The following is a 25,745-nucleotide window of genomic DNA, read 5'->3' as shown; positions in this document are numbered from 1 at the left end:
GTCCGCGCGCACCCATGTATCACTCGAAAAGGCCGCGAGATCATGTCTGCACACGATAAGCCCGCATTTCTGCCGCTTACCGGCATTCACGAGCCGTCTGCCATCCAGCAACTGGCCGACGGACGCTTCCTGGTGCTCGAAGATGAAAGGCAGCGTCCGTTCAGTCTGGTGACTATCGCTCCCGACGGACGTGTCGACAGCGCACCGCTGCGACCGGGCTGGCTCGACGGATGGCTGGATTCAAGCGACGATTTCTGGAAGCTCGATGATCTCGAAGGCATCGCGGTCGACAATGCGGGAAACATCCACGCCGTCACGTCGCACTCACGCGACGGCGATGGCGACGAAAAAAAGTCGCGCGACAAACTGGTCCGCTTCCGGATCGAGGCGGGCCGGGTGGTCGCCACCGGGATCGTCAAGGGATTGAAGCCGGCGCTGCTGGCGGCGCATCCGGTGCTCGCGACGGCCGCTGCAAAACTCGATGTGAAGCGCGAAGGGGGCCTGAACATTGAAGCGCTGGAGTTCGGCCACGATGGCCGAACGCTGCTGATCGGTTTCCGCAGCCCGCTGCTGGACGGGCGGGCGTTGATTGCAAGCGTCGAAAACAGTGCAGCGATGTTCGACGACCAGGCGCCTCCGCGCATCGCGCCGTCGCTGATCACGCTCGACCTCGACGGCGACGGCTTGCGAAGCTTGTCCCGCATTCCGTCCCTTGGCGGCTACCTGATCAGCAGCGGTCCGGTGGCGGGCGGGGAAGCCCATTTCCGCCTCTGGTTCTGGAGCGGTCTGCCCGGCGAGCCCGCGCTCGGCGTCAACGTCGTCGATCTGCCGGGTTTCGAACGTGCCGAGGGCATCTGTCCCGCTGTCATCGGTGGCCTCCGGAAAGTCATCATCGTTAGCGACGATGGCAATCATGCGGAGGGTCGCTGTGCCCGTTTCCTGATGCTGGATCCCGATCAACTGATCATCGCCCGCTGATGCCATGGCAGCCACGCGATGCCGGGGTCCCGCAGCGGACAGCTGCAGCCTAGGTTTTCCTGCCGGGGCCGCGGCCGGCGTTCAGCCCTTCGCTTCCTTTGCCGCCGTTTCGGCCATTTCTGCCCGGACCGCATCCATGTCCAGTGCACGCGCCTGTTCGATAAGCTGCTCGAGCTGCATCGCGGGCAGGGCACCAGCTTCCGAGTAAAGGATGATCTGGTCGCGGAACAGCAGCAGTGTGGGAATCGAGCGGATGCCGAATTCCGCCGCGATGCCTTGTTCCTGTTCGGTGTTGATCTTGGCGAACACGATGTCCGGGTGCTTTTCCGACGCGGCTTCGAACACCGGGGCAAAATTGCGGCAGGGGCTGCACCACGAGGCCCAGAAATCGATGAGGACGAACGGATTGTTTTCTATCGTCGTGTTGAAGGTGTCAGCGGTGAGATCGAGGGTGGCCATGGTGGTCCTTGGGCTTTCGTGGTGGGGCGTTTGCGGATGACGGCGCATGGTAGCTGATAGTCGCGCCCCGGTTGTTCCGCGTGTGGGGCGTGCGCTGCCGTACGTCGGCCGCTTTGCACCCAGTCCGACCGGGCCGCTGCACAAGGGTTCACTGGTCGCGGCGCTCGCCAGCTGGCTGGATGCCCGCGCGCACGGTGGCCAGTGGCTGCTGCGTATCGAGGACGTCGATGCGCCGCGCTGCAGCAAGGCGGCTGCCGACACCATCCTGCATCAACTCGACGCGCTCGGCCTGCACTGGGATGGCGAGTTGTTGTGGCAAAGCCTGCGCACACGCCTTTATCGCGCAGCGCTTGACCGACTGGTTGCGGCGGGTCTGGCGTTCGCCTGCGCCTGCACCCGGCGCGATCTCGAACATCAGCCGCTGTCGCTCGACGGCACGCGCCGCTATCCGGGCAGCTGTCGCGACCGGATCGGCGTCTCGCCGCGCGCCTGGCGCTTCCGTGTGCCGCCCGGTGTGGTGGCATTCGACGATGTCATCTGCGGTCGCCAGTCCGTCGATGTTGCGGCGGACGTCGGTGACTTCGTGCTGTGGCGTGCAGACGGTTTTTGCGCCTATCAGCTTGCGGTGGTCGTGGATGATGCCGAGCAGGGCGTGACCGACGTGGTGCGCGGTGCCGACCTGCTGGCCTCGACACCGCGCCAGATTTTGCTGCAGCACGCGCTCCGGCTGGCGCAGCCACGCTATGCGCACGTGCCGCTGGTGCTCGACGCGCACGGCGAGAAGCTGTCGAAACAGACGCTCGCCCAGCCGCTGGTAGCCGCCAACGCCGTCCCCGATCTGGCCGAGGCGCTCTGCTTCCTGAATCACGCACCGCCTGCGGAAATCATTGCTGCCGGCCGCGACGCGCTGCTCGCGTGGGCGATCGGACACTGGCGGCTGGCTTCATGCGCCGCTGCGCTCGAAGCGCAAGGACGCTGATTTGCGCAGAGTGGCCGCCCCGCAAGTCCAGTAGTTTTCGGCGCGGTACCTGTGGGCGGCGATCCACTGCCGGCCCTGCATGGCCGGCCGGCTCTGCGGGCGGCGAGCAGTGCTCGCCGAAACCCCCGCTCCCACAGGACATCCCACAGAAGCCGCCCCTTGCAGAACGGTATCTTTACGGATTGGAGTGCTCCCGACGCTCCGCGGTGTCACCAGTGCGGCGGGATGTCCTGTCTCGGGTCGTCGTCGTTGCTGCGGTCGGCGTCGCTCTGCTGCGACGACTGCATCTGCTGGTACAGATGGCGCAATTGCTGCTGCAGCGATTCGATCAGGCGCTGCTGATCGAACACGGTGCGGTTCAGCGTATCGAGCAGGTCGTCCATCAGCGTGAGGCGTGCTTCGAGGTCGTCGAGCCGGTCGGTGTTCAGTGGTTCAGTCATGCAGCGGGTCCGGTGAGTGTTGTCGGGCGAGCGCCCAGGCGACGTGTTCGCGCACGATGAGCGACGGGTGGTCCGAGCGCGCGTTGAGGGCAGCGACGTTAGACGCCGACGGCGACGCATTGCCGAGCGCGACCGCGATGTTGCGCAGCCAGCGCGCATGGCCGATGCGACGGATGGCACTCCCGGCGAGCTTCGTGTCGAATTCGTCTTCGCTCCAGGCGAACAGTTCGGTCAGCGACGCACGGTCGAGTCCGTTGCGCACCGCGAAATCGGGTTCCACGGCGAGCTGGGCGTGGCGGTTCCACGGGCAGACGAGCTGGCAGTCGTCGCAGCCGTAGATGCGGTTACCGATCGCCGGTCGCAGCGGCTCCGGAATCGAGCCCTCGAGCTCGATCGTCAGATAGGACACGCACAGTCGTGCGTCCAGTTGATAAGGCGCGACGATGGCGCCGGTCGGGCAGACGTCGATGCAGCGCGTGCAGGTGCCGCAGTGGTCGGGCTGCGGGGCGTCGGCCGGCAACGGCAGATTGGTGTAGAGCTCGCCGAGGAAGAACAGCGAACCGGCGTCGCGATGGATCAGCAACGTGTGTTTGCCGCGCCAGCCCAGCGCGGCGCGGCGCGCGATTTCGACTTCCATGACCGGTGCCGAATCGGTGAAGGCGCGGTAGCCGAACGGGCCGACCTGCGCTTGGATGCGATCTGCCAGTGCCTGCAGTCGGGCGCGCAGCACCTTGTGGTAGTCGCGGCCGAGCGCGTAGCGCGACACGTAAGCGGCGTCTGCGTCGTCGAGTACGGTCTGTGCGTCGGCGGCCTCCTGCAGGCCGGGCCAGTACGGCAGGCGCACGCTGATGACCGACAGCGTACCCGGCACCAGTTCGGCTGGCCGCGCTCGCGTCGCGCCGTGACGTTTCATGTAGTGCATGTCGCCGTGACGACCGGCGGCCAGCCATTCCATCAACCGGGTTTCCGCATCGCCCAGATCGACACCGGCAAAGCCGACGGACGCAAAGCCCAGTTCATGGGCCCAGCAGCGGATCTGCGTAGCCAGTTCGTCGGGCGAACAGGGCAGGGACGGTGGTGAAGTCGAACGTGCGGGCATGGATCGAAGATTTGAACAGCACTGGCGCTTCAGGGGAAGTACGCCGGGTGGTGCGGCCGCCGGTTGATAATGGCGAAACTCCGATTTTGCGTGCAACCCTGCCCCATGACCGACTTTTTCAGCATCGATCTGGCCGATACCGAGGAGACCGAGGCGCTGGGCGCACGTCTGGCGGCAATCCTGTGCCCTGGTCTGACCCTTTTTCTCGACGGTGATCTGGGGGCCGGCAAGACCACCTTGGTGCGCGGCGTGCTGCGCGCACTGGGCCATATCGGCAAGGTGAAAAGCCCAACGTTCACATTGCTTGAATCTTATGCTATTTCTAGCTTAAACTTCCCGCTGTATCACTTTGATTTTTATCGCTTCACGGACCCTGATGAATTCATTGAAGCAGGTCTGGACGAGTATTTCGGGCAAACCGGCCCGGCTGGTGGCGTCTGTCTGGTCGAGTGGCCGGACAAGGCCGGCGGCCATCTGCCGCCCCCTGATCTGCGCATCGGGCTCGCCGTCGTCGGCGACGCGCGTCGTGCGCAGCTGTCCGCCTGCAGCGACGCGGGGCGCGCATGTCTAGAGCGCCTCATTCGTCGCGGGGCAACCTAGCGAGCGGCCTGAGCCGACGCAGTTTCCTTGGCTTTTCCGGCGGGGCGCTGCTGCTGTCGGTCAGCCCTGCCGGGCAGGCTGCGCTGTCTTCGCTGGTGGCGGTGCGCGTCTGGCCGGCCCTCGAATACACCCGCATCACGCTGGAATCCCGTGCCGAGCTGAAGTTTTCGCACTTTCTGGTGAAGGACCCGGAACGCCTGGTCATCGATCTCGAAGGGCTTGAACTGAACAACGTGCTGGGTACGCTGCCGGGCAAGATTTCCGACGCCGACCCCTACATCAAGGTGATCCGCGCCGGCCGCAACAAGCCGGGCGTGATCCGGCTGGTGATCGAACTGAAGACCGAAGTCCAGCCGCAGGTATTCACCCTGGCGCCGGTCGGGCAGTACGGGCACCGGCTGGTAATGGACGTGTATCCGCTGCATCCGGTCGATCCGCTGATGCAGCTCGCGCGTCGCGGTGACATCGTCTACGAGGGCGAGGCGACGCCGGATCAGCCGGACACACCCGCGCAGTCGGCGCCCGCGAAGGACCCGCCGGCACAGACTGCGAAATCTGACAGCAAGACCGACTCGAAGACGCAACCGGCAGACGATGTGGGCGACGTCAGCCGTCTGGTGACCATCGTGCTCGACCCCGGCCACGGCGGTGAGGATCCGGGTGCGATCGGACGGCGCGGAAGCTACGAAAAGAACGTAACGCTCGAAGTGGCACAGCGGCTGCGCGCCAAGATCGATGCCGATCCCACGATGCGCGCCGTGATGACGCGCGATGGCGACTATTTCGTGCCGCTGGGCAAGCGGGTGGCGAAGGCGCGGCGCGTGCGCGCCGACCTGTTCGTGTCCATCCACGCCGATGCTTTCGTGCGACCGGATGCGCGCGGCAGTTCGGTGTTCGTGCTGTCCGACCACGGAGCGACCAGCTCGGCGGCGCGCTGGCTGGCGCAACGCGAGAACTCGGCAGACCTGATCGGCGGCGTCAATCTCGACGTGAAGGACAAGTACCTCGCGCGCACGCTGCTGGATCTGTCGCAGACCGCGACGATGAATGACTCGATGAAGCTCGGTCGCGCCGTGCTGGGCGAACTGGGCGGTGTCAATACACTGCACAAGCCGCATGTCGAACAGGCCGGCTTTGCTGTGCTGAAGGCGCCCGACGTGCCGTCCATCCTGATCGAAACCGCCTTCATTTCCAATCCGGAAGAAGAAAAGCGGCTGACTGACGACGTCTACCAGGACAAGCTGGCCGAAGCCATCCTGCGCGGCATCAAACGCTATCTCGCCAAGAATCCGCCGCTGTCCAAATCTCGCATGGTCATGTTGTGATCCGCGCCTTCAGCGGCGTGCTGCGTTAAGCAGCGCGGGCGCGGCCACGATGCGTCAGGGCATGGCAGCCATCAGATCTGCCTTGCGGCTTGCCAGTCGCTCGCCTATTTCGACCAGATCCAGCGACGACGACTTGACCTTCGGGAACATTTCCGTCTGTTCCTCCTTGACGTGATGTTTCACGTATTCGGACAGCACCTTCACCTTCGCGTCATACATTTCGCCGTCAGGTGTGACACCTTCAAGTTGGGCTATCAGGTCCTTGATGCCCGCATGCTCAACCTTTGCTTCGGGTAACAGAAGCTTGTCCTTGAGCACTGCCTTGACTTCGGGATAGAAGATTTCCTCCTCGATCTGCGCGTGCACGCTGAGCGCCGTGCAGATCTCGCTCACCAGCGCCATCTTGGTGGCAGACGTTCTCTTCTTTTCGTATTCGGCAAACATGCCGCTCACTTCCTCGTGATCGGCCTTGAGCAGGGCGATGGCATCCTTCGGCGGCGCACTCGCTTTCTTGCCTGAACTGGTTTTCGTATTGGTGGTCATGGGGAGCCTTTCAAGGTTCGCGTAACAATGAGAACGTCACATGAAAATCGCGATCAGGATGATGATCGGGATGGGAATGCCGAGCAGCAGCAGAAGTATCGAACGCATGGCAGCCTCGCTGGTTCGGGTGTGGAAAGGACCGGTCAGTCGTCGCGCAGACGGCCACCGAAGGTTGCTGCCAGGCTGGCCGCGAAGGCGCCGAGAAGCAGGGAAACGAACAGCCACAGCGCGCCGTAGGCCGAGGCTTTGCGCGTGGCGTCAGCCGCGGCTTTGGTGGTTTGCTCCGCCTCCCGGACCGTGGTCTGCGCGCGTGCATACATGTCCGTCACCCGCTTTTCAGCCTCTTGCTGCGACAGGCCCGTGCGCTGCGCGACGATCTGGCCGACATAGCGGACGTCGTCCTGGGGCAACGCTTCAGCTCTCGTCGCGTTCATGAAGATGCGACCGATTTCGGACGCTTCTTCCGCGCTCAGGCGCACCGGCTCCGGCCGTGCGGATGTCGTGGCGTCGGATTCAGCGGCGGTGCTGCCTGCGGTCGCGTCACGACGCAACATGGAATCGACGAAATAACGTATCGAGCCGCCCGCCTCGTCCGGGGCCATTCCTGCAGCAGCCCCAGCGGACGCAGCGACGGTGGTGGCGACACCTGCCGCAACCGTGCTGCCTGCCTGGATGCCGCTTCCGACGACCGAACCGATCGCCGATGTCAGCAGCGTGGCGGTCACCAGCGTGGCAACGGCCCACGCAAGGAAGCCGTGCGCGGTGTCACGGAAGTACACTTCATTGGAATGAATGTCGGCCCACCGGGTGCGAAGCCGGCCGGCAAGGTAACCGCCGGTCGCCGCGGCGACCAGTTGGGTCAGGGTCAGCCACACGATGGTCGATATGCCGAAGCTCTCGGCACTGATGCCCTGCTGCGACCACGGTGAAACCGATGACAGGCCCAGGCCGGTGCCGAGGATGAGCAGGATCAGCGACAGGGAAGCCGCCGCCGCCGCGCCGGCGACTATCGCTCCCCAGGCGACCGCGCTCGCGGCGGGGCGCGCTGCGCCGGCGTAACCGCCAGCAAACGCGCGCCGATCGATCTGTGCTTGAGAAGTTGCTGCAGTGATTTCAGTCATTGGTTGTCCCTGTATTGAATCTTCGCCGGAATCGCAGACGGGTCGATGCTTGTCCGCACATTGATGCCTCGCACGGTATGGGCCTCTTTGCGCTTGGTCTGTTCGCTGACACACCCCCAAGCGAACGCGGTGACCGGCTGGGGAGTGACGCACTGTGGGAGCGGATGCGTCGCAGTGGAACGGAGCGGGGCTTCCGGCGAGCACCGCTCGCCGCCCGCAGAGCCGGCCGGAAAGCTGCTTGATGCACGTCATGCCCCGCCCCGAGCAGGTCTTCTAAGATGCTGCGCATGAATGCCCCCGAATCCGTCGCCCAGTTGCTGTCGACCGAACCCGCAGCGCTGCCCTGCTATCACTGCGGGCTGCCGGTGGATGGCGCACTGCGCTATCGCGTGCGCATCGACGGGCAAGACCGCCCGATGTGCTGCGCCGGCTGCGCCGCTGTCGCCGAAGCGATCAGCAGCGGCGGGCTGGAACAGTTCTACCGTCATCGCGATGCCCTGCCCGAAGCCGCACCCGAGGCGGGCGGCGGGCGTGACCTGTCGGTCTATGACCTGCCTGAGGTGCAGAGCGATTTCGTACGTACGGTGGAGCATGCGCAGTGTGCCGACGCGCGCGAGGCATTGCTCATCATCGAAGGCATCCGCTGTGCCGCCTGCGTTTGGCTCAACGAGCAGCACGTCGGGCGGCTGCCGGGCGTGCTGACGCTGGACATCAATTACGCCACGCGCCGCGCACGCATCGTGTGGGACCCGGCGCGCACCACGCTGTCGGCCATCCTGCAGGCGGTTGCCGACATCGGCTACCAGGCATGGCCGAATGACCGGGCGCACGCCGAATCGGTTGCGCGCAACGAGCGGCGCGACGCACTGTGGCGGCTCGCGGTGGCCGGTCTCGGCATGATGCAGGTCATGATGTATGCGTGGCCTGCCTACGTCGCCGGCGAACTGGAACTGTCGGACAGCATCGCCGCGCTGATGCGCTGGGCCAGCCTCGTGTTGACCGCGCCGGTGGTGTTCTACTCGGCCGCGCCGTTCTTTTCGCGCGCCTGGCGCGACCTGATGGCGCGGCGCGTCGGCATGGACCTGCCGGTCGCACTCGGCGTCGGCTGCGCATTCGCCGCCAGCCTGTGGGCCACGGTCACGCGCTCGGGCGAGGTGTATTTCGACTCGGTTACGATGTTCGTCTTCCTGCTGCTGGCCGGCCGCTACCTCGAAATGGTGGCGCGCCAGCACGCCGTGCGCGGCGTCGAAAATCTGGCTCAGATCATGCCTGCGCTGGCGCAGCGCTTTACCGCCTGGCCGGGCACGGCGACCGAAGCGGTGCCGGTGGTTCGGCTGGTGGTCGGCGATCATGTCGTCGTCGCGGCCGGAGAGGTCATTCCAGCTGACGGCCGTCTGGTCGACGGGCGCAGCGAGGTCGATGAAAGCCTGCTCACGGGCGAATCGAGACCGCAGGCGCGCAGCGTCGGTGACCGCGTGGTCGGCGGCAGCCTGAACATCGCTTCGCCGGTGGTGATCGAAGTCGAACAGGTGGGTGATGCGACGCGGTTGGCAGCCATCCGCCGCCTGATTGGGCGAGCCTCGGCGAGCCGGCCCGATGTGGTGCAGTTCGCCGACCGCATCGCGCTGCATTTCGTGTCGGCGCTGATCGTGCTCGCCTGCATCACGGCGGCGGTCTGGCTGTGGATCGAGCCGGCGCGTGCGCTGTGGATCTTCGTTTCGGTACTGGTCGTGAGTTGCCCGTGCGCGCTATCGCTGGCCACCCCGGCGGCGCTCACCGTGGCCACCGGCGTGCTGTCGAAAAGCGGCCTGCTGGTCACCCGCGCGCATGCCATCGAAACGCTGGCCCGCGTGACGCATGTGGTCTTCGACAAGACCGGTACGCTGACCACAGGCGACATGCATGTGCAGGCCTTCGTGCCGCTGCGTGAGGTTTCCGCGGCCGACGTGCACGGACTGGCCGCCGCACTGGAACAGCATTCCACCCACCCGATCGCGCGTGCGCTGCGTCAGGCCGCGGGCGATGCCTCGCTACCCGAGATCAGTGCGCTCGAGGCGGTCACCGGGCAGGGCGTGCAGGCCATGCATCAGGGCCGTGCGCTGCGTCTCGGTCGCGCCGATTTCGTCTGCGCGGCATCGGGCTGCGCGCTGCCCGATGTGCCGGATGGCACGGCGACGCCGGTCTGGCTGGGCGACAACGAAGGCCTGATCGCCCGCTTCGACCTGATCGACACGGTGCGCAGCGGCGCACCCGAATTGCTGGCCAGGCTGCGCGAACGCGCCATCGCGGTCACGCTGCTGTCGGGGGACGCACCCGCGCCGGTGGCAGCCCTGGCGAACGAACTGGGCATTGCCGACGCGCACGCGCGCATGAGTCCGGAAGCGAAGCGTGCCTTCATCGAGGCGCTGCAGGCGAACGGCGCCGTGGTCGCCATGCTGGGCGATGGCGTGAACGATGCGCCGGTGCTCGCGCAGGCGCAGGTGTCGGTGGCCATGGGCAGCGGCACCGAACTGGCGCGCGCCCAGGGCGACATGGTGCTGCTGTCGGCCGGCTTCGCGGCACTGACCCGCGGCTTCGACACCGCGCAGGCCACGCTGGCGGTGGTGCGGCAGAACCTGCGCTGGGCCTTTGCCTACAACATGCTGGCGATTCCGCCGGCGATGTTCGGCTGGATCACGCCGTGGATGGCCGGCGTGGGCATGTCGCTCAGTTCGCTTGCAGTGGTGCTCAATGCGCTACGCCTGCAGCGCCGGAGTGACCGATGAAGCGCGTCGGCTGATGGACATCCTGTGGCTACTGGTACCGCTTTCGGTGCTGATCGCGTTGGGCATCGGCATCGTTTTCATCTGGTCGGCACGCAGCGGTCAGTTCGACGATCTCGAAGGGCCGGCGCACCGCATGATGATGGACGACGACCGTGCGCCCCTGAAGGCGCCGGAGCGCGACAGTACGGATCCTTGATATCAAATCGCGGGTCGCATCCGTGATCGGCATCGCTGGAACGAATGCGCGTCCCGGATAGACTCAAGACTGTGACTTCTGCCAGCGGAGAACGAAAATGACGAATTGCACCGAACACGCGCACCACGATCACCAGCACGGCCCGAACTGCGGCCATCGCGCGGTGAGCCACGACGGCCACGTCGACTACCTGCACGACGGTCACCTGCACCACGTGCATGGCGACCACGTTGATGAGCACGTCGTCGAGGTCAGCGCGACCAACCCGTCGGTCTGCACGCCGCAGCATCAGTGCGCAGCCCACGCGGCCGACCACGTGCACGGCCCGGGCTGCGGGCATGACGCCGTGCCGCACGGCGATCATGTCGACTACCTGGTCGACGGCCACCTGCATCACCCGCACGGCACGCACTGCGACGATCACGGGCCGCTCAAAGCGGCCTGATGCGCAGTCAGACCTGCGCGCGGCTATCATGCGCGCAGGTCAAGTTCTGCGTCCGTTCCATGTCCCCTCATACAGCCGGCGCCGCATGGCAGGCGCCGGCGCTGTTCATGCCTTCCGCCCTGCGCGGCTGGCTCACCGATCCGCACTCGCTTACGTCGCGCATCCGCGCACGCTGCCGCGCCTTTTCGGTGCGGCCGCTGCGCCAGTGCGCCGCGCGTGGCGAACGCGATGAAGCACCGCTGCTCGGTATGTCGCCGTCGCGACGGGTGCGCGTGCGCGACGTGCTGCTGTACGCCGACGGCGTGCCGGTGGTGTTCGCGCACAGCGTGGTGCGTCTGCATGACGTGACCGGTGCGTGGCACATGTTCGCCGGGGTCGGCGTGCGGCCCCTGGGAGAACTGCTGTTCGCCGACGCGCGCATCGCGCGTTCGCCGCTGTCGGTACGCCGGCTCGACGACCGCCACCCGCTTTACCGGCGGGTGCGTGCTGCCGGCATCGTGACCGACACACCGCTGTGGGCGCGCCGTTCTTTGTTCCTGCGTGCCGGCCGGCCGCTGCTGGTGACGGAAGTATTCCTGCCGGCGATCGCGGGGCTCGCGCCATGAACCTGCTGGCGCGGCTCAATGCCTACGAACGCCTGATGCGGCTCGACAAGCCGATCGGCATCCTGCTGCTCGCCTGGCCCACATTGTGGGCGCTGTGGGTCAGCGGCGGCGGCAAGCCGTCGCCCTTCATCATCTGGATATTCATGCTGGGCACAGTGCTGATGCGCAGTGCCGGCTGCGTCATCAACGATTTTGCCGACCGCAACTTCGACGGTCATGTGGAGCGCACGCGCAAGCGGCCGCTGGTGACCGGCGAGGTCGGCACCCGCGAGGCGCTGCTGCTGGCGGCCGCGCTTGCGCTGTTCGCCTTCATCCTCATCCTGCCGCTGCACCGGCTGGTCATCCTGCTGTCGTTCGCGGCACTGTTCCTCGCGGCGAGCTACCCCTTCACCAAGCGTTTCTTCGCCATTCCCCAAGCCTGGCTGGGCGTGGCGTTCGGCTTTGGAATCCCGATGGCCTATGCGGCACAGCTGTACACCGTGCCGAACGAAGCCTGGCTGCTGCTCGCCGCCAATGTGTTCTGGGCAATCGCCTATGACACCGAATACGCCATGGTCGATCGCGAGGACGACCTGAAGATCGGCATCCGCACGTCGGCCATCACCTTCGGCCGCTTCGACGTCGCCGCAGTGATGATGTGCTACGGCATCACGCTGTCCCTGCTGGCGATATATGGCCAGCTGGAAAATCTCGGCCTGCCTTATTACCTCGGTTTGCTGGTCGCGGCGGGCATCGCCACCTATCACTACACGCTGATCCGCGAGCGCGACCGCGCACGCTGCTTTCGCGCTTTCCTGCACAACAACTGGCTGGGCGCAGCCGTGTTCACCGGCATCGTGGCCGACTACGCGTTGCGCTGAAGCGCAGCGTAAGACCGACGGCCCATCGGCGTCACATCGCATCGACACCCGGCACAGGAGCGTGGCATGAAAGTGATCGGAGCATTGATTCTGGCGCTCGGCGCCTTGTCCATCGCATTCGACAGCGAAGCCGGTGCGCTGCGCGAGCGGCTGGCCGAGCGCGCGGAACAGCGGCGTGCGACGTCCGGAACGAAGGTGCAGCGCAATGTTGCCTACGGCGATCACGCCGACCAGCGCATGGATATCTACAGCCCTGCTGACGCCCGTGAGGCGCCGATGCTGTTTCTTGTACACGGCGGGGGCTGGCGCCGCGGCGACAAGGCACACGGCCGCTTGATCGACAACAAGCTGGCGCACTGGCTGCCGGCCGGCGTGATTGTCGTGTCGATCAACTACCGCATGCTGCCGGATGCCGATGTGCTCACGCAGCGCGATGACGTGGTCGTCGCGCTGGCGGCCGTGCAGAGGCGCGCACACGAGTGGGGCGGTGATGCATCGCGTGTCGTGCTGATGGGCCATTCGGCTGGCGCCCATCTGGTCGCGTTGGTCGCAGCGGCTCCACGCGACGCGCGCGTCAGTCAGCCCTGGCTTGGCAGCGTGCTGCTGGACAGCGGTGCGCTCGATGTCGAGCGCCTGATGGCCGAGCGCCACCACAGTCTGTTCGACGAAGCCTTCGGCAAGGACCCGGTGTTCTGGGTCGCCACTTCGCCGGTGCGTCAGCTTTCTGTACCCGGTGCACCCTGGCTGGCGGTCTGTTCCAGCCAGCGCAAGCAGGCCTGCGATCAGGTGAAGGCTTTCGCGCAGCGCGTGCGGGAAACCGGTGGTCGAATCGACGAACTGCCGCTGGCAAAGTCGCACGGCGCCATCAACGAAGAACTCGGTTTGCCGGGTACCTACACTGCACGGGTAAACGATTTTCTGCGTGAGGTCGGTCTGCTCGCCCGATGAAAAAAAAGGGCTGCCGACAGTGCGCCGGCAGCCCCTTCAATTTGCAGACCTGCTCAGCCGCGACGGCGGGCGGCGAAGCCGATCAGGCCGAGACCGGCGAGCAGCATCGCATAGGTTTCGGGTTCCGGAACCGGCATGACTTCGACGCTCAGCACCGGGCGGGCCAGCGGCGCACCGTACTCCGACGTGAGGAAGTCGATGCCGTTGCTGCCGGCTGCATACGGCATCAACGCCCAGCCGTAACCCGGCACGCTGCCGCTCTGCATGGCTTGCAGCGAAGCGGTGAGGTCTATCGTGAGCCAGTCGTCGGCACCGACGTTCTCTGCGCCGTTGTTCGCGCCGAAGGCGGCCCGCACGGTGGCGGATGCATCGCTGCCGTCGGTCTGGATGCCGTTGACCAGACTGTTCCAGGTGGCACTGCCCTGCGCCCAGTCGACCAGCATGTCGTGCACCGTCATGCCGCTGCCGGGGTTCGTGATGTAGATGCTCAGGGTCGCCGACACGATGGTATCGGTGGCCCGGATCTGACCAGCGCCGTTGCCGAACAGGTTGTCGAAGCGGATCAGGCCTTGATTGGGCTTGGCACCCGGGCTGCCATCGTCGCCGTCGACGCTGATTTCTTCTGCGTCGCCGTAGTTGGTGTTGGTCGAGTCACCGCCGCCGGCGGTGAGGTTGCTGCGGATTACGGTGTCCTGCGTGCCGGTATAACCGCCGACACCCTGCTGGAAGGTGAGCGTCGTGCTGGTCGCGGCAAAGGCCGGCGATGCGAGGGCGGCGGACAGGGCTACTGCGATGAGTGTGAATTTCATGAGACTTTTCCTTTGGTGAATGCGCGGGACGGCGCGTGGGCGTCCCGCGCGAGGTAATCAGGCCTTGCGGCGACGGGCGGCTGCGCCGATCAGGCCGAGACCGGCCAGCAGCATTGCGTAGGTTTCGGGTTCCGGAACGGCGGCGGTGATGCTCAGCAGGTCGCCCGAGCGCAGCGCGTTGGAATTGATCGTCCAGTCGATGCGGCCAAGCTCGCCGGTCGGGTTGCCGACGAAGACGTCGAGGTATTCCGAACCCGGGAAGCTGATCGACGCGACATTGCCTTCGCCGTTCAGGGTGACGATGGCGTTGGCGTTGAAGGTCGTGACGCTGCCGACGCTGGCGAAGTTCGACATGCTCAGCGTGAACACCAGGGTGTCGATGCCGCTGCCGGTGAAGTTGCGGATGACGCTGCTGAAGGTGATCGGCGAGCCGTTGTCATCGGCGTCGATTTCATAGTTCAGCGTGACCGGCGCCAGATTGGCGAAGTCGATGTCGAATGAAATGATGCCGGCGCCGCTGAAGTCCTCAACGACGGTGCCGCCGGTGGTGACGGCGTTCTGGAAGGTGGCGGCCTGTGCCGGGATGGAAGCGAGGGCGAGCAGGGCGCACGAGGCGAGCAGTTTCTTCATGGTACGGAGTCCTTTCGGTGTGCAGACGGCAATGCGCCGCCTGCGATGGCTATCGACGGAGATGGATTACAGATTGCCCTTGGCCCACGGACCGGTGATCGCGTAGGTGATGCCCGGGGTGTAGTTGTTGACGAACAGGATGCGGCCGGTCGGATCGAAGCAGGCGCCGGCGAATTCCGCACCCAGCTGGTTACCGGTGCCGCCGAGCAGGGTTTTGCCGGCTGCGGCGTACTGCGCGGCAGTGAAGCTCACATTGCTCTTTGCGAACATGTAGGGCTGGCCGTCATTGCCCAGACCGAACAGGCGCAGGCCGTTGCCCAGTTCGTCCGAGCTTGTGCCGCCGTCCTCGCAGCACAGCAGGCCGCCACGCGGGCTGACCGTGATGTTGTCGAGATTGTTGCCGGCCCGTTGGTTCGAACTCACGTAGATGGCCTTGACGTGCTGCGTGGACAGCGTCAGTTCCCAGACGCAGCCTTCGCCACCGGCCGAGGTATCGACGATGTACATCTTGCCGGCGTGATACCAGATGCCTTCGCCGCGCAGCATGCGGGCGCAGCCGGCAGCCCAGGCCTGGGCAAACGGGCCGCTGACATTGCGGTTCGTGCCGAGCACGCTGATCGAGGTCGGAGCTGCGTCCGGATTCGCGATTTCGACCCATTCCAGCACGTACTCGTCGCCGACGCAGGGCGACGTGAAGCCCGTCTGGTTCACTTCCTCGACCGTGGCATAGCTCGAGCGGATGATCTGCTTGATGCGTGCGGCGTACAGCTTGCCGCCTTCGGCATAGGTGTTCTCGCCACCGGCATCGTTGTCCGGAACGAAGCGGTAGAGCGCAGACACCGGGCTCGCGTCCTCGGTCTCGTAGGCGTGATTGTTCGTCGGATCGACCGCAACCGCTTCGTGGCGGAAGCGGCCCATCTCGACGATGGGCTGGGCGGTGGTGTCGTCCGGATCGGCGCACACTTCGAACACGTAGCCGTGCTTCTTGCCGCCGACGCTGGTGCGGTCGGTAGTGTTTTCTTCGCAGCTGAGCCAGGTTTCCCACGGCGTCACGCCGCCGGCGCAGTTGGTCAGCGTGCCGCCCAGGCTGGGGCGGATTTCGACCAGGTTGCCGTCGCGCACGATGAGGGTGGTGGTGCCGCCGGCCGGCTTGTTGCCGGTGCCGTCCTTGTCGTAGGTCGGTGCATTGACCAGACGCGGTGCCGACGAAGTGCCCAGTTCGTGGTTGCGGATCAGGGTCAGTTCGGTGCTGCGGCCGACACGGCGGCTGCGCACGACGGCCATGCCGTCATGGGCGTTCGGACTCAGCGAGCCATCCGTCATCACGTCGTCGCGCCAGCCCATCGACTTGTAACTGAAGCCCGTCGGCAGCATCAGCAGGGGCAGGCCGGTCGTCTGGTCGGCCACCGGTGCAACGATGCCGTAGGGGCTTGCCACCATCGCGGCAAGGCGGGTACAGGCCTGGGCTTCGGCGTTGCGTGCAGCCATCATGCCGAAGGTGGTGACGAAGGGCGCCGCGGCCAGCGAGGCCGAGCCCTTCAGCATGTTCCGGCGGGTCGTATTGACCGGCGTCTTGGATGAGTTGTCGTTCATGCAGGGTCTCCATGAGTGGTCGTATTGCGCGTTGCAGATGCAGACGTGCGATGGGCGACGCGGGGCCTGTCGGCGCCCGGCAATCGCCCACTACGATGCGCGAAGCCCGTTAATGACTCGTGACCTCACGATGAAGCCTTCTGTTAACTCTCGGTCATAAAGATGATCCGAATGGCGCATTGCGTGCTGCAATAGAATCAGTGCGCAGCGAGATGGCCCAGCGTCGCCAGCGCAGCATCGACGCGGCCGTCCCAGCGCACGGCGCACATGAGGCGCACGCAGTTGCGGTACTTGTTCTGCGGCGAAAACATCGGTCCGGGTGAAATGCTGATGCCGGCTGCCAGCGCCTGCGACTGGAGTTGCAGCGCATCGACGTGCTCCGGCAGTTCCAGCCACAGGATGAAGCCGCCGGCGGGTCGCGTGCAGCGGGTGCCGGCCGGGAAGTGGCGCGCAATGGCGGTCTGCATGCGTGCCATCTGTTCTGCGTACTGGCGGCGCACGCGAACGAGGTGGCGGTCCCAGCGGCCGGTCGCGAGGTAGTCGGCCAGTGCGCGCTGCGGCAGCAGGGCGGTGGCCATCGTGCTGCCGTACTTGAGCTGTTCGACCTCGCGCCGCCAGCGGCCGGCGACGATCCAGCCGATGCGCAGACCGGGCGCAATCGTCTTGGAGAAGGACGAGCACAGCAGCACGTGGCCGCTGCGGTCCCAGGCCTTGGCCACGCGCGGGCGCTCGCCGTCGTGTGCCAGTTCGCCGTAGATGTCGTCTTCGATCAGCGCGATGCCGCGTGCCGACAGCATCTGCACGAGGCGCCGCTTGTGTGCGTCCGGCACCGACGCGCCGCTCGGATTGCTGAAGCTGGTGCAGGCCAGGCAGGCCCTGACCGGCCAGCGCTCCAGCGCCAGTTCGAGCGCGTCCGGGCTGATTCCGGTCTGGGGGTCGGTCGGGATTTCGAGCGCCTTCAGGCCGAGCGATTCGATCAGCTGCAGCGTGCCGAAGAAGGCCGGCGATTCGATGGCCACGACGTCGCCCGGCTGCGTCGTTGCACGCAGCGCCAGGGTCAGCGCCTCCTGGCAACCGGTCGTGATCACGATGTCGTCGGGGTGGATCTGGCAGCCTGACTCCACCGCACGGCGCGCGATCTGCACGCGCAACGCTTCTTCGCCGACGAACTCGCCGTAACGCGCGCTGCCCGCGTCCTCATGACGGAGGGCGCGCGCAAGACTGGCGCGCACGTCCTTCACCGGCAGGAAGTCAGCGTGCGGAATCGCAGTGCTGAACACCAGCAGGTCGTCCCGGTGCGAGGCGCGCATGACTTGCGCGACCCGTTCCGACATCGTCACTTCGCCCGGCGATTCATGGTCGCAGGTCTGGCAGGCGCGCGGCGGCAGTGCCTCGGGCATGCGCGCGAAAAAGCCGGATTGCGGCCGCGCCTCCACCCATCCCTGCGCTTCGAGCCTGCGGTAGGCGGAGACGCAGGTGGCGATGCTCAGTTGCTGCTGCTGCGCGATGCGCCGCACCGACGGAAGACGCTGGCCGGGCGGATACACGCCGGCGCGGATATCGGCGCGCAGCCGGTCGGCGAGTGCTTCATAACGGTTCATGCGGTGCTCCTGTAAAGCCCGACTCACTGTACTGCCGGACGATTCGTGCGCATCGATACAGTTGCCGGTGCAGCGCATCGATACAGCGTCGGCAGACGTGAAACTGTACCGGTTCAAACAGAAGCGGGTGTATCTGTATCGAACTGCGGCAGGCGGGGATGATGGAACACGACACAAGCCCCCAGGAGACCCGTCATGCCGATGATCACGCTGCAATTGTCCCGCCCGCTCGACGCCGACACCCGCCTCGCGGTGGTCCGCGCGGTGACCGACCTGACGGCGGAAGTGCTCGGCAAGAAGCGCGAACTGACGGCGATCGCGCTGTCGCAAGTCGAGCACTGGGCGGTCGGTGCGGAAGCGGTCGGTGGATCACTGACCGCCTTCCATCTGGACGTGCGGGTGACCGCCGGCACGAACACCAAGCCGGAAAAATCCACCTATATCCATGCTGTCTGGCAAGCCCTGGATGAGTTGCTCGGTCCGCTGCATCCGGCGAGCTACATCATCGTGACCGACATCGCCGCCGACAGCTGGGGCTATGCCGGCGAAACCCAGGAGTTGCGCCATGTCCGCGCCCGGCTGGATACGTAACTGGGTGCGCCAACTTGGCGAAGCTGGCCGGCGGCGCCGCGCCCGTGCCGAACTGCGTGCCATGAACGACCTCGAACTGCGCGATATCGGCCTTGGCCGCTCGGACATTCCTTCAGTGCTGTCGGGGCAGTTCGGCCGCGTCGATGGTCCGGGAGCGCAAGCCGGCCGATGACGCGTGGCAGTCGGGAGTACGCATTCACTCGTGCGGAATCCGGAATGTCTCTCCAGTCTGATGCTTCAGCGCGGCGCGCACGCTGGCCCCGGATCACGTCTTGATCGCGCCCCTGATGTTCATCGCAGCCAGGCCAAGCTGCATTGCGATCAGCGCCGGTGCTGCCGCCTGAACGCCCCAGGCGATCCACAACACATTGCTTAGAATGAACAGCCAGAAGCCGCAGTGGCGTCGATCGGCCTGCTTGGACGCTACCAGCCATGCCGCCGCGATGGTCGTGATCATGGCTGGCCACTGCAGCAGGTCAAGCAGTTCTGCCGGTTGCAGGCCGGATATCAACGACGCTGCCCCACGCGTCCCGAGTGATGGACGCTGCTGCAGGTTGTGCACGTCATGTCGTGTGAGCAACAAACCTGACCGCACTGCCGGCGCGTGCAGAGCCAGCCTGCGCACTGCCGACCTTGTGCCTGACATAGTCGGCCCACATGATCATCCGGATATCGAAATCGTCACCGTCGGGTTCGATATCGTGCAGACCGGAAAATATTGCGATCAGCGCCGCCTGCTTCGGCGTCATTGCATGTGCAAACGGTTCCAGGACCGGAATGCTCGAATCAGCCCAGCGTGCCATCGGAAGTTGCTCCATTCATGGTGGGGCGGGTTGCGCCCGCGTGCAGGTGTTGTGCGGCTTCATTCGTGTCGATGAAGTCATGACCACGAGCGTGTCAGCGACGACCGGTCCGGATTTCCGGTGAATCTGTCGGCGGTGTCCACGGGTGCTCGCCGCGCAACGGTGATCGATAGCCGATCTGTCGTCCGTGCGCTGTCGAACGCTGGCGATGCGCGATGACTGCACTGGTGTGCGCCGCACCCGGGTGCCCCCCTTCTGTGTGTGATCACGCACAGACTTCCAGTGCTCCGGGCGACATTGTTCCTGCACGAATCCGCGTGGGAAGCATCGATTTTCTGGCGTCCATCGAATCGAATGATCGATGACAGCGAATTCGATCCCGTCTGCCGTGCAACACAACCATGAGTCATGAAAAAACAAAAATCCATTCTACAAATCGCGCCCGGAATCAGCGCCCCTTCGGTTTGCGCAACGTCTGCGCGCCCTCATTCAGGCAGGATCGAATCGCTTGGCAACATGGAACAGATGACGCGCCAGACCGGCGCGCACGCAGCGCTGATGCGGGTCCCGCTCGATGCTCCGCCACTGCCCGCTGCGCCCACTTCATGGCATGCCACGCAACTCGACGCCCGGGCGACCCGCGAACTGGGCCGGTGGCTTCTGGGCGAGGGCTACCATCACACCACCGTGACGCCGGATACCCACGGCCGGGTGCTGGCACACCGTGCCGTGCAGGCCAGAAACCTGCGTGATGTGTTCGGCTGGAGTCAACCGTTCGCGCAGGATCTTCTGCCGTTTGAAGCGCTTGACCTGCTTGTACGCGCCGGTGCCGTTGAACCGGTCGCTGGCGGTCTGTTGCGCAGCCGCATCCGCTTTTCCTCGCTCGACGACCTTCTGCTCGTGCATTCGGCCTATCCGACGACGGCCGCCGACGCGGTCTTCTTCGGCCCGGATACCTATCGCTTCGCCCGGCTCATCGAACGCACGCTGTCGCAGAGCCGGACACCGATCTGGCAGATCATCGACGTGGGTTGCGGCACCGGCGCCGGTGGCCTGTTCGCCGCACGCAGGCTGGGTGCGACGGCGCATCTGACGCTGCTCGATCTGAGCGATGCCGCGCTGCACTGCGCGCGCATCAACGCTGCAGTTTTCGGTGTCCGCGCCGACTGCCGGCGCAGTGATCTGCTGAACAACGTGCAGGGCAGCGCCGACCTGATCCTGTGCAATCCCCCCTACCTGATCGACCCTGCACATCGCCTTTATCGCGATGGCGGCGGTACATACGGAGATGACATGTCCATGCGCGTTGTAGTTGAATCCTTGCCCCGTCTGAGGCCCGGCGGGCGTCTTGTCCTCTACACCGGAAGCGCGATCGTCGATGGCATCGACTCGTTTCGCAGCGCGGTCGAGCCGGTGCTGCTGCGTGCCGGTGCGCGCTTCGATTACAGCGAGCTCGATCCCGATGTCTTCGGCGACGAACTGGACCAGCCGGCGTATGCGGGTGTCGAACGGATCGCCGCGATCGGACTGGTCGTCCATGCGCCCGCTGTGGCGCCTCTCCGCATATGAACGAGGACCTTCACAGACGGCTGGCCAGATTGAACCATCATCGGCTGCAACCTTGCATGGCGGACGCACACTGGCGGGCCGGCCTGCGCGAACAGTCGATCCTGCGTGAGCTCGAGGGCGTGTTCGTCGAAGCCGAGCGGGCGACGTTGACTGAACAACTTGATGCCGTCCCGACCGGCGCAGAGGCGTTCATGAAGTGGTTCGAAAGCCTGGCCAGGTCCGGCCCGGGGCAGGACGACCCGCTGTTCCGCTGGCTCGCCGATTCTGCAAGCCTGGCACAGATGCGCTGGTTCATCTGTCAGGAGATTGCCGGCGAGGCTGGTTTCGACGATCTGGTTGCACTGACCCAACTGGGACTACCGCGGCAGGCGAAGCTGGAGCTGGCGCGCAACTACTGGGACGAAATGGGTCGGGGCCACGAAGATGGCATGCACGGTCCGATGCTGGAAGAGACGGCGCGCGAGCTGGATCTCAAGCCCGAAATGTCGAACTCCGTATGGGCCGCACTCGCGCTGGCCAATCTGATGCTCGCGCTGGCGAGCAACCGGCGCTACGCGTGGCAATCGATCGGTGCGCTGGGCGCAGTGGAAATGACGGCACCCGGCCGTGTCGGTCTGGTCAATGACGGCCTGAAACGACTGGGGGTGCCGACAGCGGCTCGTCGCTACTTCCAGTTGCATGCCGGACTCGACGTACAGCATTCGCTGTGCTGGAACCGCGAGGTGATCCGGCCGCTGGTGGCTGCCGACCCTTCACTGGCACGACCCATTGCGGAAGGGGCACTGCTGCGACTGCGCTTTGGCGCCCGCTGCTTCGCGCAGTACCGCGACGAACTGTGGCTGGATCCCGCCGCATCGCCCGCAGTGATGGCGCGCAACGCGGCCTGAGCTGATCCGACCTGCGTGTGCTGTCGAACGGACCGCACGGGTGGAACGCTTGAAGCTGCGTCGACGAAAAGCCGACCCTGCACATTCCGCGGCAGGTTGCAGACCACCCGATCCGGAGGATTTCCAGTGAAAGCACTTGTCTACAACGGTCCGAATGAAGTCAGCGTCGTCGATGTTCCGGATGCCCGGATCGAACAGCCGACCGACGTGCTCGTTCGCGTCACCACGACGAATATCTGCGGCTCCGACCTGCACATGTACGAAGGCCGGACCGATATGGAACCCGGCCGGATACTCGGCCACGAAAACATGGGCGAAGTGATCGAAGTCGGCAAGGCCGTCACGCAGGTCAAAGTGGGCGACCGCGTGTGCCTTCCATTCAACATCGCCTGCGGCTTCTGCAAGAACTGCGAGCGCGGCCTGACCGGCTTCTGCCTCACCGCGAATCCGGGAACCGCAGGTGCCGCCTACGGTTTTGCCGGCATGGGCCCGTACAGCGGAGGCCAGGCGGACTACCTCAGGGTGCCGTTTGGCGACGTCAATTGCCTGGTGCTCCCGCCGGATCTCGAGGGCAAGGAAAACGACTACGTCATGCTGTCCGACATCTTCCCGACCGGCTACCACGCAACCGAACTGGCGGGCGTCGAAGCCGGTGACAGCGTGGTCATCTTCGGCGCCGGACCAGTCGGTTTGATGGCAGCCTGCTCTGCAAAGCTGAAGGGCGCCAGCAAGATCATGGTGGTGGATGTGCTGAAGGATCGTCTGGCACTGGCCGAACAGATCGGTGCCATTGCGATCGACAACTCCGATGGCACCGCGGTGGATCAGATACTGGACATGACCGATGGCCAGGGTGCAGATCGCGGCTGCGAATGCGTGGGCTACCAGTGTTGCGATCACCACAATCATGAGGTGCCGAATCTCACGATGAACAGTCTGGTGAGCGCGGTCGCGGCCACGGGTTCGATCGGTGTGGTGGGCGTATTCATCCCTGCCGATCCGGGCGCCGCCGACGAACTGGCCAGGAAGGGGCAGATCGCATTCGATTTCGGCAAGTTCTGGATGAAGGGTCAGCGCATGGCGACCGGGCAGGCAAACGTCAAGGCTTACAACCGCAAGCTGAGCGCCCTGATTGCAGCCGGAAAGGCCACGCCTTCCGTCATCGTGTCACACGAACTGCCGCTGAGCGACGCCCCCCGGGCGTACAAGCACTTCGGCGCGCGGGACGAAGGCTGGACCAAGGTGGTACTGAAGCCGGGTTCGTAACGTCCGCCTGTTGGCAGCGACGGTCGGATCCGCGTGACCTATCGCTGCACAAAGTGACGCAGGGCCGCGGCGACGGTTGCGAAATGGATGTCCACGATGTCGTCGATGTTTTCCGCGTAGCCGCCGGCCATCGCAATGGCCAGCGGCAGATCGCGGGCGCCGCACCAGTCGAACACCCGGGCGTCGCGCGCGGACAGACCGGCTTTGCTGAGCTTGAGCCGGCCGAGCCGGTCGCCCTCGAACGGGTCGGCGCCGGCCAGGTAGATGACGAACTGCGGCGCGAAGCGGCGTTCAAGCTTCACGAGTGCGTCGTCGAGCGCGGCGAGGTAGGCATCGTCGCCGGTGCCGTCGGGCAGTGAAACGTCGAGATGGCTGCATTCCTTGCGGAACGGGAAGTTGCGGTCGCCGTGCAGTGACAGCGTGAAAACGTCGTCAGCTCGTCCGAGTATCTCCGCTGTGCCGTCGCCCTGATGCACGTCGAGGTCGACGATGGCGACGCGTTCGATGCCGTGTTCCGCCTGCAGCAGGCGCGCCGCAACCGCAGCATCGTTGAATACGCAGTAGCCAGCGCCGCTGGCGTGCTTGGCGTGATGCGTGCCGCCGGCCAGGTTGACCGACACGCCGTCACGCAGCGCGCCCTTGCAGGCCGAGATGGTGGCGCCTGCCGAGCGACGCGAACGTTCGATCATCTGCGGCGACCATGGAAAACCGATCATGCGAACTTCCTGTGTGCTCAGTTCGCCGTCGCTGACGCGCGCTACATAGGTGGCGTCGTGTGCACGGAACAGTTCGGCGTCGGTCGCCGACGGCGGTTCGCGCAGCGTCACGCCCGGGAGTTCGGCGGCTACGCGTTCGCGCAGGCGACGGTACTTGTCCATCGGGAAGCGATGGGTTTCGGGAAGCGGCAAGACGAAGTGATCGGCGTACCAGGCGAGCATGTCGGGCGTAGGAGCAGGGCGGTCGCACATTCTGACAGCGGGCCGCGTACGACGGTTGCGACAGAGCTGTACCGGAACGTTGGCTGCGCATCGATGTCTGTGGCCGCATCCGGGGTACGGCGCCATCACTTATCGCTTACCATCGGCCGCGCCCTGTGCGGGATGCAGCGGGGCGCGAAGCACTGGAGCCGCACCACGACATGAAATACACGGATTTGCGCGACTTCATCGCGCAGCTCGAAAAGATGGGCGAACTGAAGCGCGTCGCGCGCCCGGTGTCGCCGAATCTGGAAATGACGGAAATATGCGATCGCGTGCTGCGCGCGCAGGGCCCGGCCATCCTGTTCGAGAACGCAACCGGCTTCGACATGCCGGTACTGGGCAACCTGTTCGGCACGCCGGGTCGGGTGGCGCTGGGCATGGGCGTCAGCGGCGAGAAATGGGCCGAGGCGTTGCGTGATATCGGCCGCACGCTTTCGATGTTGAAGGAACCCGAACCGCCCAAGGGCCTGCGCGACGCCTGGGACAAGCTGCCGATGATCAGGCAGGTGTTTTCGATGGCGCCGAAAAAGGTGTCGTCGGCTGCCTGTCAGGAAGTGGTGTGGGAGGGGAAGAATGTCGATCTCGGCCGCCTCCCGGTGCAGACCTGCTGGCCGGAAGACGCCGGGCCGCTGATCACCTGGGGCCTGGTCGTGACGCGCGGGCCGGACAAGAAGCGGCAGAATCTGGGCATCTACCGGCAGCAGGTGATCGCGCCGGACAAGGTCATCATGCGCTGGCTGGCCCACCGCGGCGGCGCGCTCGACTTCCGCGATCATGCGCGCAAGCACCCCGGCACACCGTTTCCGCTGTCGGTCGTGCTGGGCTGCGACCCGGCGACGATACTGGGTGCAGTGACGCCGGTGCCGGATACGCTGTCCGAATACCAGTTCGCCGGCCTCTTGCGCGGCAGCCGCACCGAACTGGTCAAGTGCATCGGCAACGATCTCGATGTGCCCGCCAGTGCGGAAATCGTGCTCGAAGGCGAACTGCGGCCGGACGCACACCACCCGACCGGCTACGAACACGCGCCGGAAGGGCCGTTCGGCGACCACACCGGCTATTACAACGAGGTGGCTGAGTTTCCGGTGTTCACGATCACGCGCATCACGATGCGCAGCAACCCCATCTACCACTCGACCTACACCGGCAAGCCGCCGGATGAACCGGCCATGCTGGGCGTGGCGCTGAACGAAGTGTTCGTGCCGCTGCTGCAGAAGCAGTTTCCGGAAATCACCGATTTTTACCTGCCGCCCGAGGGTTGTTCGTACCGGCTGGCCGTGGTGTCCATGCGCAAGCAGTACCCCGGTCACGCCAAGCGCGTCATGTTCGGCGTGTGGAGTTTCCTGCGTCAGTTCATGTACACCAAGACGATCATCGTGGTGGACGAGGACGTGGACATCCGCAGCTGGCAGGAGGTGATCTGGGCAATGACCACGCGCATGGACGCGCGGCGCGATACGGTCATCGTCGACAACACGCCGATCGACTACCTTGATTTCGCCAGCCCGGTTGCCGGTCTCGGCTCCAAAATGGGGCTGGATGCGACCAACAAGTGGCCGGGCGAAACCACGCGCGAATGGGGGCGAACCATCGCGATGGATGCCGACGTGAAGCGCAGGGTGGACGCAATGTGGTCGGAATTGGGGCTTTGAG

28 protein-coding genes are annotated in these 25,745 nt (G+C 65.4%); 16 read left to right on the top strand and 12 right to left on the bottom strand.

Features of this window, described 5'->3' with window-relative positions; translation table 11 throughout:
* Nucleotides 1-42: 42 nt before the first annotated feature.
* Nucleotides 43-978, top strand: a complete 936-nt coding sequence (locus tag Q8R75_RS10630) for a hypothetical protein (RefSeq protein WP_305613976.1) — start codon at nt 43-45, stop codon at nt 976-978.
* 81 nt (nt 979-1,059) lie between these two features.
* Here Q8R75_RS10630 and trxA read toward each other — a convergent pair whose 3' ends face one another.
* On the bottom strand, nt 1,060-1,437 hold the full coding sequence (trxA, locus tag Q8R75_RS10625) for a thioredoxin (RefSeq protein WP_305613977.1): 378 nt from the start codon (nt 1,435-1,437) through the stop codon (nt 1,060-1,062).
* Nucleotides 1,438-1,483: 46 nt separating this feature from the next.
* Between trxA and gluQRS the strand changes: the two genes are divergently transcribed.
* Nucleotides 1,484-2,416: a tRNA glutamyl-Q(34) synthetase GluQRS gene (gene gluQRS / locus Q8R75_RS10620; protein ID WP_305613978.1), complete on the top strand. Its 933-nt coding sequence runs from the start codon at nt 1,484-1,486 to the stop codon at nt 2,414-2,416.
* Nucleotides 2,417-2,625: 209 nt separating this feature from the next.
* Here the strand turns inward: gluQRS and Q8R75_RS10615 are convergent, their stop codons facing one another.
* Nucleotides 2,626-2,856: a SlyX family protein gene (locus Q8R75_RS10615; protein WP_305613979.1), complete on the bottom strand. Its 231-nt coding sequence runs from the start codon at nt 2,854-2,856 to the stop codon at nt 2,626-2,628.
* Nucleotides 2,849-3,955: a tRNA epoxyqueuosine(34) reductase QueG gene (gene queG / locus Q8R75_RS10610; RefSeq protein ID WP_305613980.1), complete on the bottom strand. Its 1,107-nt coding sequence runs from the start codon at nt 3,953-3,955 to the stop codon at nt 2,849-2,851. Before queG ends, Q8R75_RS10615 begins: the two co-directional genes overlap by 8 nt.
* 105 nt (nt 3,956-4,060) lie before the next feature.
* Here queG and tsaE point away from each other — a divergent pair, with 105 nt between their 5' ends.
* Both tsaE and Q8R75_RS10600 read left to right on the top strand, forming a co-directional pair.
* The gene (tsaE, locus tag Q8R75_RS10605) at nt 4,061-4,555 is read left to right on the top strand and encodes a tRNA (adenosine(37)-N6)-threonylcarbamoyltransferase complex ATPase subunit type 1 TsaE (RefSeq protein ID WP_305613981.1); all 495 of its coding nucleotides are present in this window, start codon (nt 4,061-4,063) and stop codon (nt 4,553-4,555) included.
* Nucleotides 4,519-5,880, top strand: a complete 1,362-nt coding sequence (locus Q8R75_RS10600; RefSeq protein WP_305613982.1) for an N-acetylmuramoyl-L-alanine amidase — start codon at nt 4,519-4,521, stop codon at nt 5,878-5,880. The genes tsaE and Q8R75_RS10600 overlap by 37 nt, the downstream gene beginning before the upstream one ends.
* A 54-nt stretch (nt 5,881-5,934) precedes the next feature.
* On the opposite strand, the gene Q8R75_RS10595 is transcribed toward Q8R75_RS10600, so the two are convergent.
* Together Q8R75_RS10595 and Q8R75_RS10590 are read right to left on the bottom strand one after the other, a co-directional pair.
* Nucleotides 5,935-6,423 carry a hemerythrin domain-containing protein gene (locus Q8R75_RS10595; protein ID WP_305613983.1) on the bottom strand — a complete coding sequence of 163 codons (489 nt, stop codon included), beginning with the start codon at nt 6,421-6,423 and terminating at the stop codon, nt 5,935-5,937.
* Between the two features lie 143 nt (nt 6,424-6,566).
* Nucleotides 6,567-7,796, bottom strand: coding sequence for a hypothetical protein (locus Q8R75_RS10590; RefSeq protein ID WP_305613984.1), 1,230 nt, complete (start codon nt 7,794-7,796; stop codon nt 6,567-6,569).
* Between the two features lie 35 nt (nt 7,797-7,831).
* On the opposite strand from Q8R75_RS10590, the gene Q8R75_RS10585 reads away from it, so the two are divergent.
* The 6 genes from Q8R75_RS10585 (at nt 7,832) to Q8R75_RS10560 (ending at nt 13,363) form a co-directional block, all read left to right on the top strand.
* Nucleotides 7,832-10,309: a heavy metal translocating P-type ATPase gene (locus tag Q8R75_RS10585; RefSeq protein ID WP_305613985.1), complete on the top strand. Its 2,478-nt coding sequence runs from the start codon at nt 7,832-7,834 to the stop codon at nt 10,307-10,309.
* A gap of 13 nt (nt 10,310-10,322) precedes the next feature.
* Nucleotides 10,323-10,505: a cbb3-type cytochrome oxidase assembly protein CcoS gene (gene ccoS / locus Q8R75_RS10580; protein WP_305614025.1), complete on the top strand. Its 183-nt coding sequence runs from the start codon at nt 10,323-10,325 to the stop codon at nt 10,503-10,505.
* Nucleotides 10,506-10,602: 97 nt separating this feature from the next.
* A complete protein-coding gene (locus Q8R75_RS10575) occupies nt 10,603-10,950 on the top strand; it encodes a hypothetical protein (protein WP_305613986.1) in 348 nt (115 codons plus the stop codon).
* Nucleotides 10,951-11,009: 59 nt separating this feature from the next.
* Nucleotides 11,010-11,555, top strand: a complete 546-nt coding sequence (locus Q8R75_RS10570; protein WP_305613987.1) for a chorismate lyase — start codon at nt 11,010-11,012, stop codon at nt 11,553-11,555.
* The gene (gene ubiA, locus Q8R75_RS10565) at nt 11,552-12,415 is read left to right on the top strand and encodes a 4-hydroxybenzoate octaprenyltransferase (RefSeq protein ID WP_305613988.1); all 864 of its coding nucleotides are present in this window, start codon (nt 11,552-11,554) and stop codon (nt 12,413-12,415) included. The genes Q8R75_RS10570 and ubiA overlap by 4 nt, the downstream gene beginning before the upstream one ends.
* A 66-nt stretch (nt 12,416-12,481) precedes the next feature.
* On the top strand, nt 12,482-13,363 hold the full coding sequence (locus Q8R75_RS10560; protein ID WP_305613989.1) for an alpha/beta hydrolase: 882 nt from the start codon (nt 12,482-12,484) through the stop codon (nt 13,361-13,363).
* 53 nt (nt 13,364-13,416) lie between these two features.
* On the opposite strand, the gene Q8R75_RS10555 is transcribed toward Q8R75_RS10560, so the two are convergent.
* The 4 genes from Q8R75_RS10555 to Q8R75_RS10540 all read right to left on the bottom strand — a co-directional run bounded on the left by Q8R75_RS10555 (nt 13,417) and on the right by Q8R75_RS10540 (nt 17,996).
* On the bottom strand, nt 13,417-14,172 hold the full coding sequence (locus tag Q8R75_RS10555; RefSeq protein WP_305613990.1) for a DNRLRE domain-containing protein: 756 nt from the start codon (nt 14,170-14,172) through the stop codon (nt 13,417-13,419).
* Nucleotides 14,173-14,229: 57 nt separating this feature from the next.
* Nucleotides 14,230-14,802 (bottom strand): PEPxxWA-CTERM sorting domain-containing protein, encoded by a 573-nt coding sequence (locus Q8R75_RS10550; RefSeq protein ID WP_305613991.1) that lies wholly within the window; start codon nt 14,800-14,802, stop codon nt 14,230-14,232.
* A 66-nt stretch (nt 14,803-14,868) separates the two neighbouring features.
* A complete protein-coding gene (locus tag Q8R75_RS10545) occupies nt 14,869-16,395 on the bottom strand; it encodes an alkaline phosphatase PhoX (protein ID WP_305613992.1) in 1,527 nt (508 codons plus the stop codon).
* Between the two features lie 197 nt (nt 16,396-16,592).
* A complete protein-coding gene (locus Q8R75_RS10540) occupies nt 16,593-17,996 on the bottom strand; it encodes a PLP-dependent aminotransferase family protein (RefSeq protein WP_305613993.1) in 1,404 nt (467 codons plus the stop codon).
* 195 nt (nt 17,997-18,191) lie between these two features.
* Here Q8R75_RS10540 and Q8R75_RS10535 point away from each other — a divergent pair, with 195 nt between their 5' ends.
* Nucleotides 18,192-18,587 (top strand): hypothetical protein, encoded by a 396-nt coding sequence (locus Q8R75_RS10535; protein ID WP_305613994.1) that lies wholly within the window; start codon nt 18,192-18,194, stop codon nt 18,585-18,587.
* Entirely contained in the window at nt 18,562-18,759 is a 198-nt protein-coding gene (locus Q8R75_RS10530) for a DUF1127 domain-containing protein (RefSeq protein ID WP_305613995.1), read from the top strand. Before Q8R75_RS10535 ends, Q8R75_RS10530 begins: the two co-directional genes overlap by 26 nt.
* 93 nt (nt 18,760-18,852) lie before the next feature.
* On the opposite strand, the gene Q8R75_RS10525 is transcribed toward Q8R75_RS10530, so the two are convergent.
* Both Q8R75_RS10525 and Q8R75_RS10520 read right to left on the bottom strand, forming a co-directional pair.
* Nucleotides 18,853-19,044 carry a hypothetical protein gene (locus Q8R75_RS10525; RefSeq protein WP_305663650.1) on the bottom strand — a complete coding sequence of 64 codons (192 nt, stop codon included), beginning with the start codon at nt 19,042-19,044 and terminating at the stop codon, nt 18,853-18,855.
* 106 nt (nt 19,045-19,150) lie between these two features.
* On the bottom strand, nt 19,151-19,390 hold the full coding sequence (locus Q8R75_RS10520; protein ID WP_305613997.1) for a hypothetical protein: 240 nt from the start codon (nt 19,388-19,390) through the stop codon (nt 19,151-19,153).
* Nucleotides 19,391-19,906: 516 nt separating this feature from the next.
* Here Q8R75_RS10520 and Q8R75_RS10515 point away from each other — a divergent pair.
* The 3 genes from Q8R75_RS10515 to Q8R75_RS10505 all read left to right on the top strand — a co-directional run bounded on the left by Q8R75_RS10515 (nt 19,907) and on the right by Q8R75_RS10505 (nt 23,112).
* Nucleotides 19,907-20,959 (top strand): class I SAM-dependent methyltransferase, encoded by a 1,053-nt coding sequence (locus Q8R75_RS10515; RefSeq protein WP_305613998.1) that lies wholly within the window; start codon nt 19,907-19,909, stop codon nt 20,957-20,959.
* A gap of 56 nt (nt 20,960-21,015) precedes the next feature.
* Nucleotides 21,016-21,846 carry an iron-containing redox enzyme family protein gene (locus Q8R75_RS10510; RefSeq protein ID WP_305613999.1) on the top strand — a complete coding sequence of 277 codons (831 nt, stop codon included), beginning with the start codon at nt 21,016-21,018 and terminating at the stop codon, nt 21,844-21,846.
* Between the two features lie 126 nt (nt 21,847-21,972).
* Complete coding sequence (locus Q8R75_RS10505) at nt 21,973-23,112, top strand: glutathione-independent formaldehyde dehydrogenase (protein WP_305614000.1); 1,140 nt, start codon at nt 21,973-21,975, stop codon at nt 23,110-23,112.
* Nucleotides 23,113-23,150: 38 nt separating this feature from the next.
* Here the strand turns inward: Q8R75_RS10505 and Q8R75_RS10500 are convergent, their stop codons facing one another.
* The gene (locus Q8R75_RS10500; RefSeq protein WP_305614001.1) at nt 23,151-24,080 is read right to left on the bottom strand and encodes a histone deacetylase; all 930 of its coding nucleotides are present in this window, start codon (nt 24,078-24,080) and stop codon (nt 23,151-23,153) included.
* A gap of 170 nt (nt 24,081-24,250) precedes the next feature.
* Here Q8R75_RS10500 and ubiD point away from each other — a divergent pair, with 170 nt between their 5' ends.
* Nucleotides 24,251-25,744, top strand: coding sequence for a 4-hydroxy-3-polyprenylbenzoate decarboxylase (ubiD, locus tag Q8R75_RS10495; RefSeq protein ID WP_305614002.1), 1,494 nt, complete (start codon nt 24,251-24,253; stop codon nt 25,742-25,744).
* The last annotated feature ends 1 nt before the right edge of the window (nt 25,745 follow it).

This window comes from Methyloversatilis sp., assembly GCF_030696805.1.
Lineage (GTDB): Bacteria > Pseudomonadota > Gammaproteobacteria > Burkholderiales > Rhodocyclaceae > Methyloversatilis.
The sequence above is the reverse complement of the archived record's forward strand: the minus strand, read 5'-3'. Positions and strand labels throughout refer to the sequence as shown.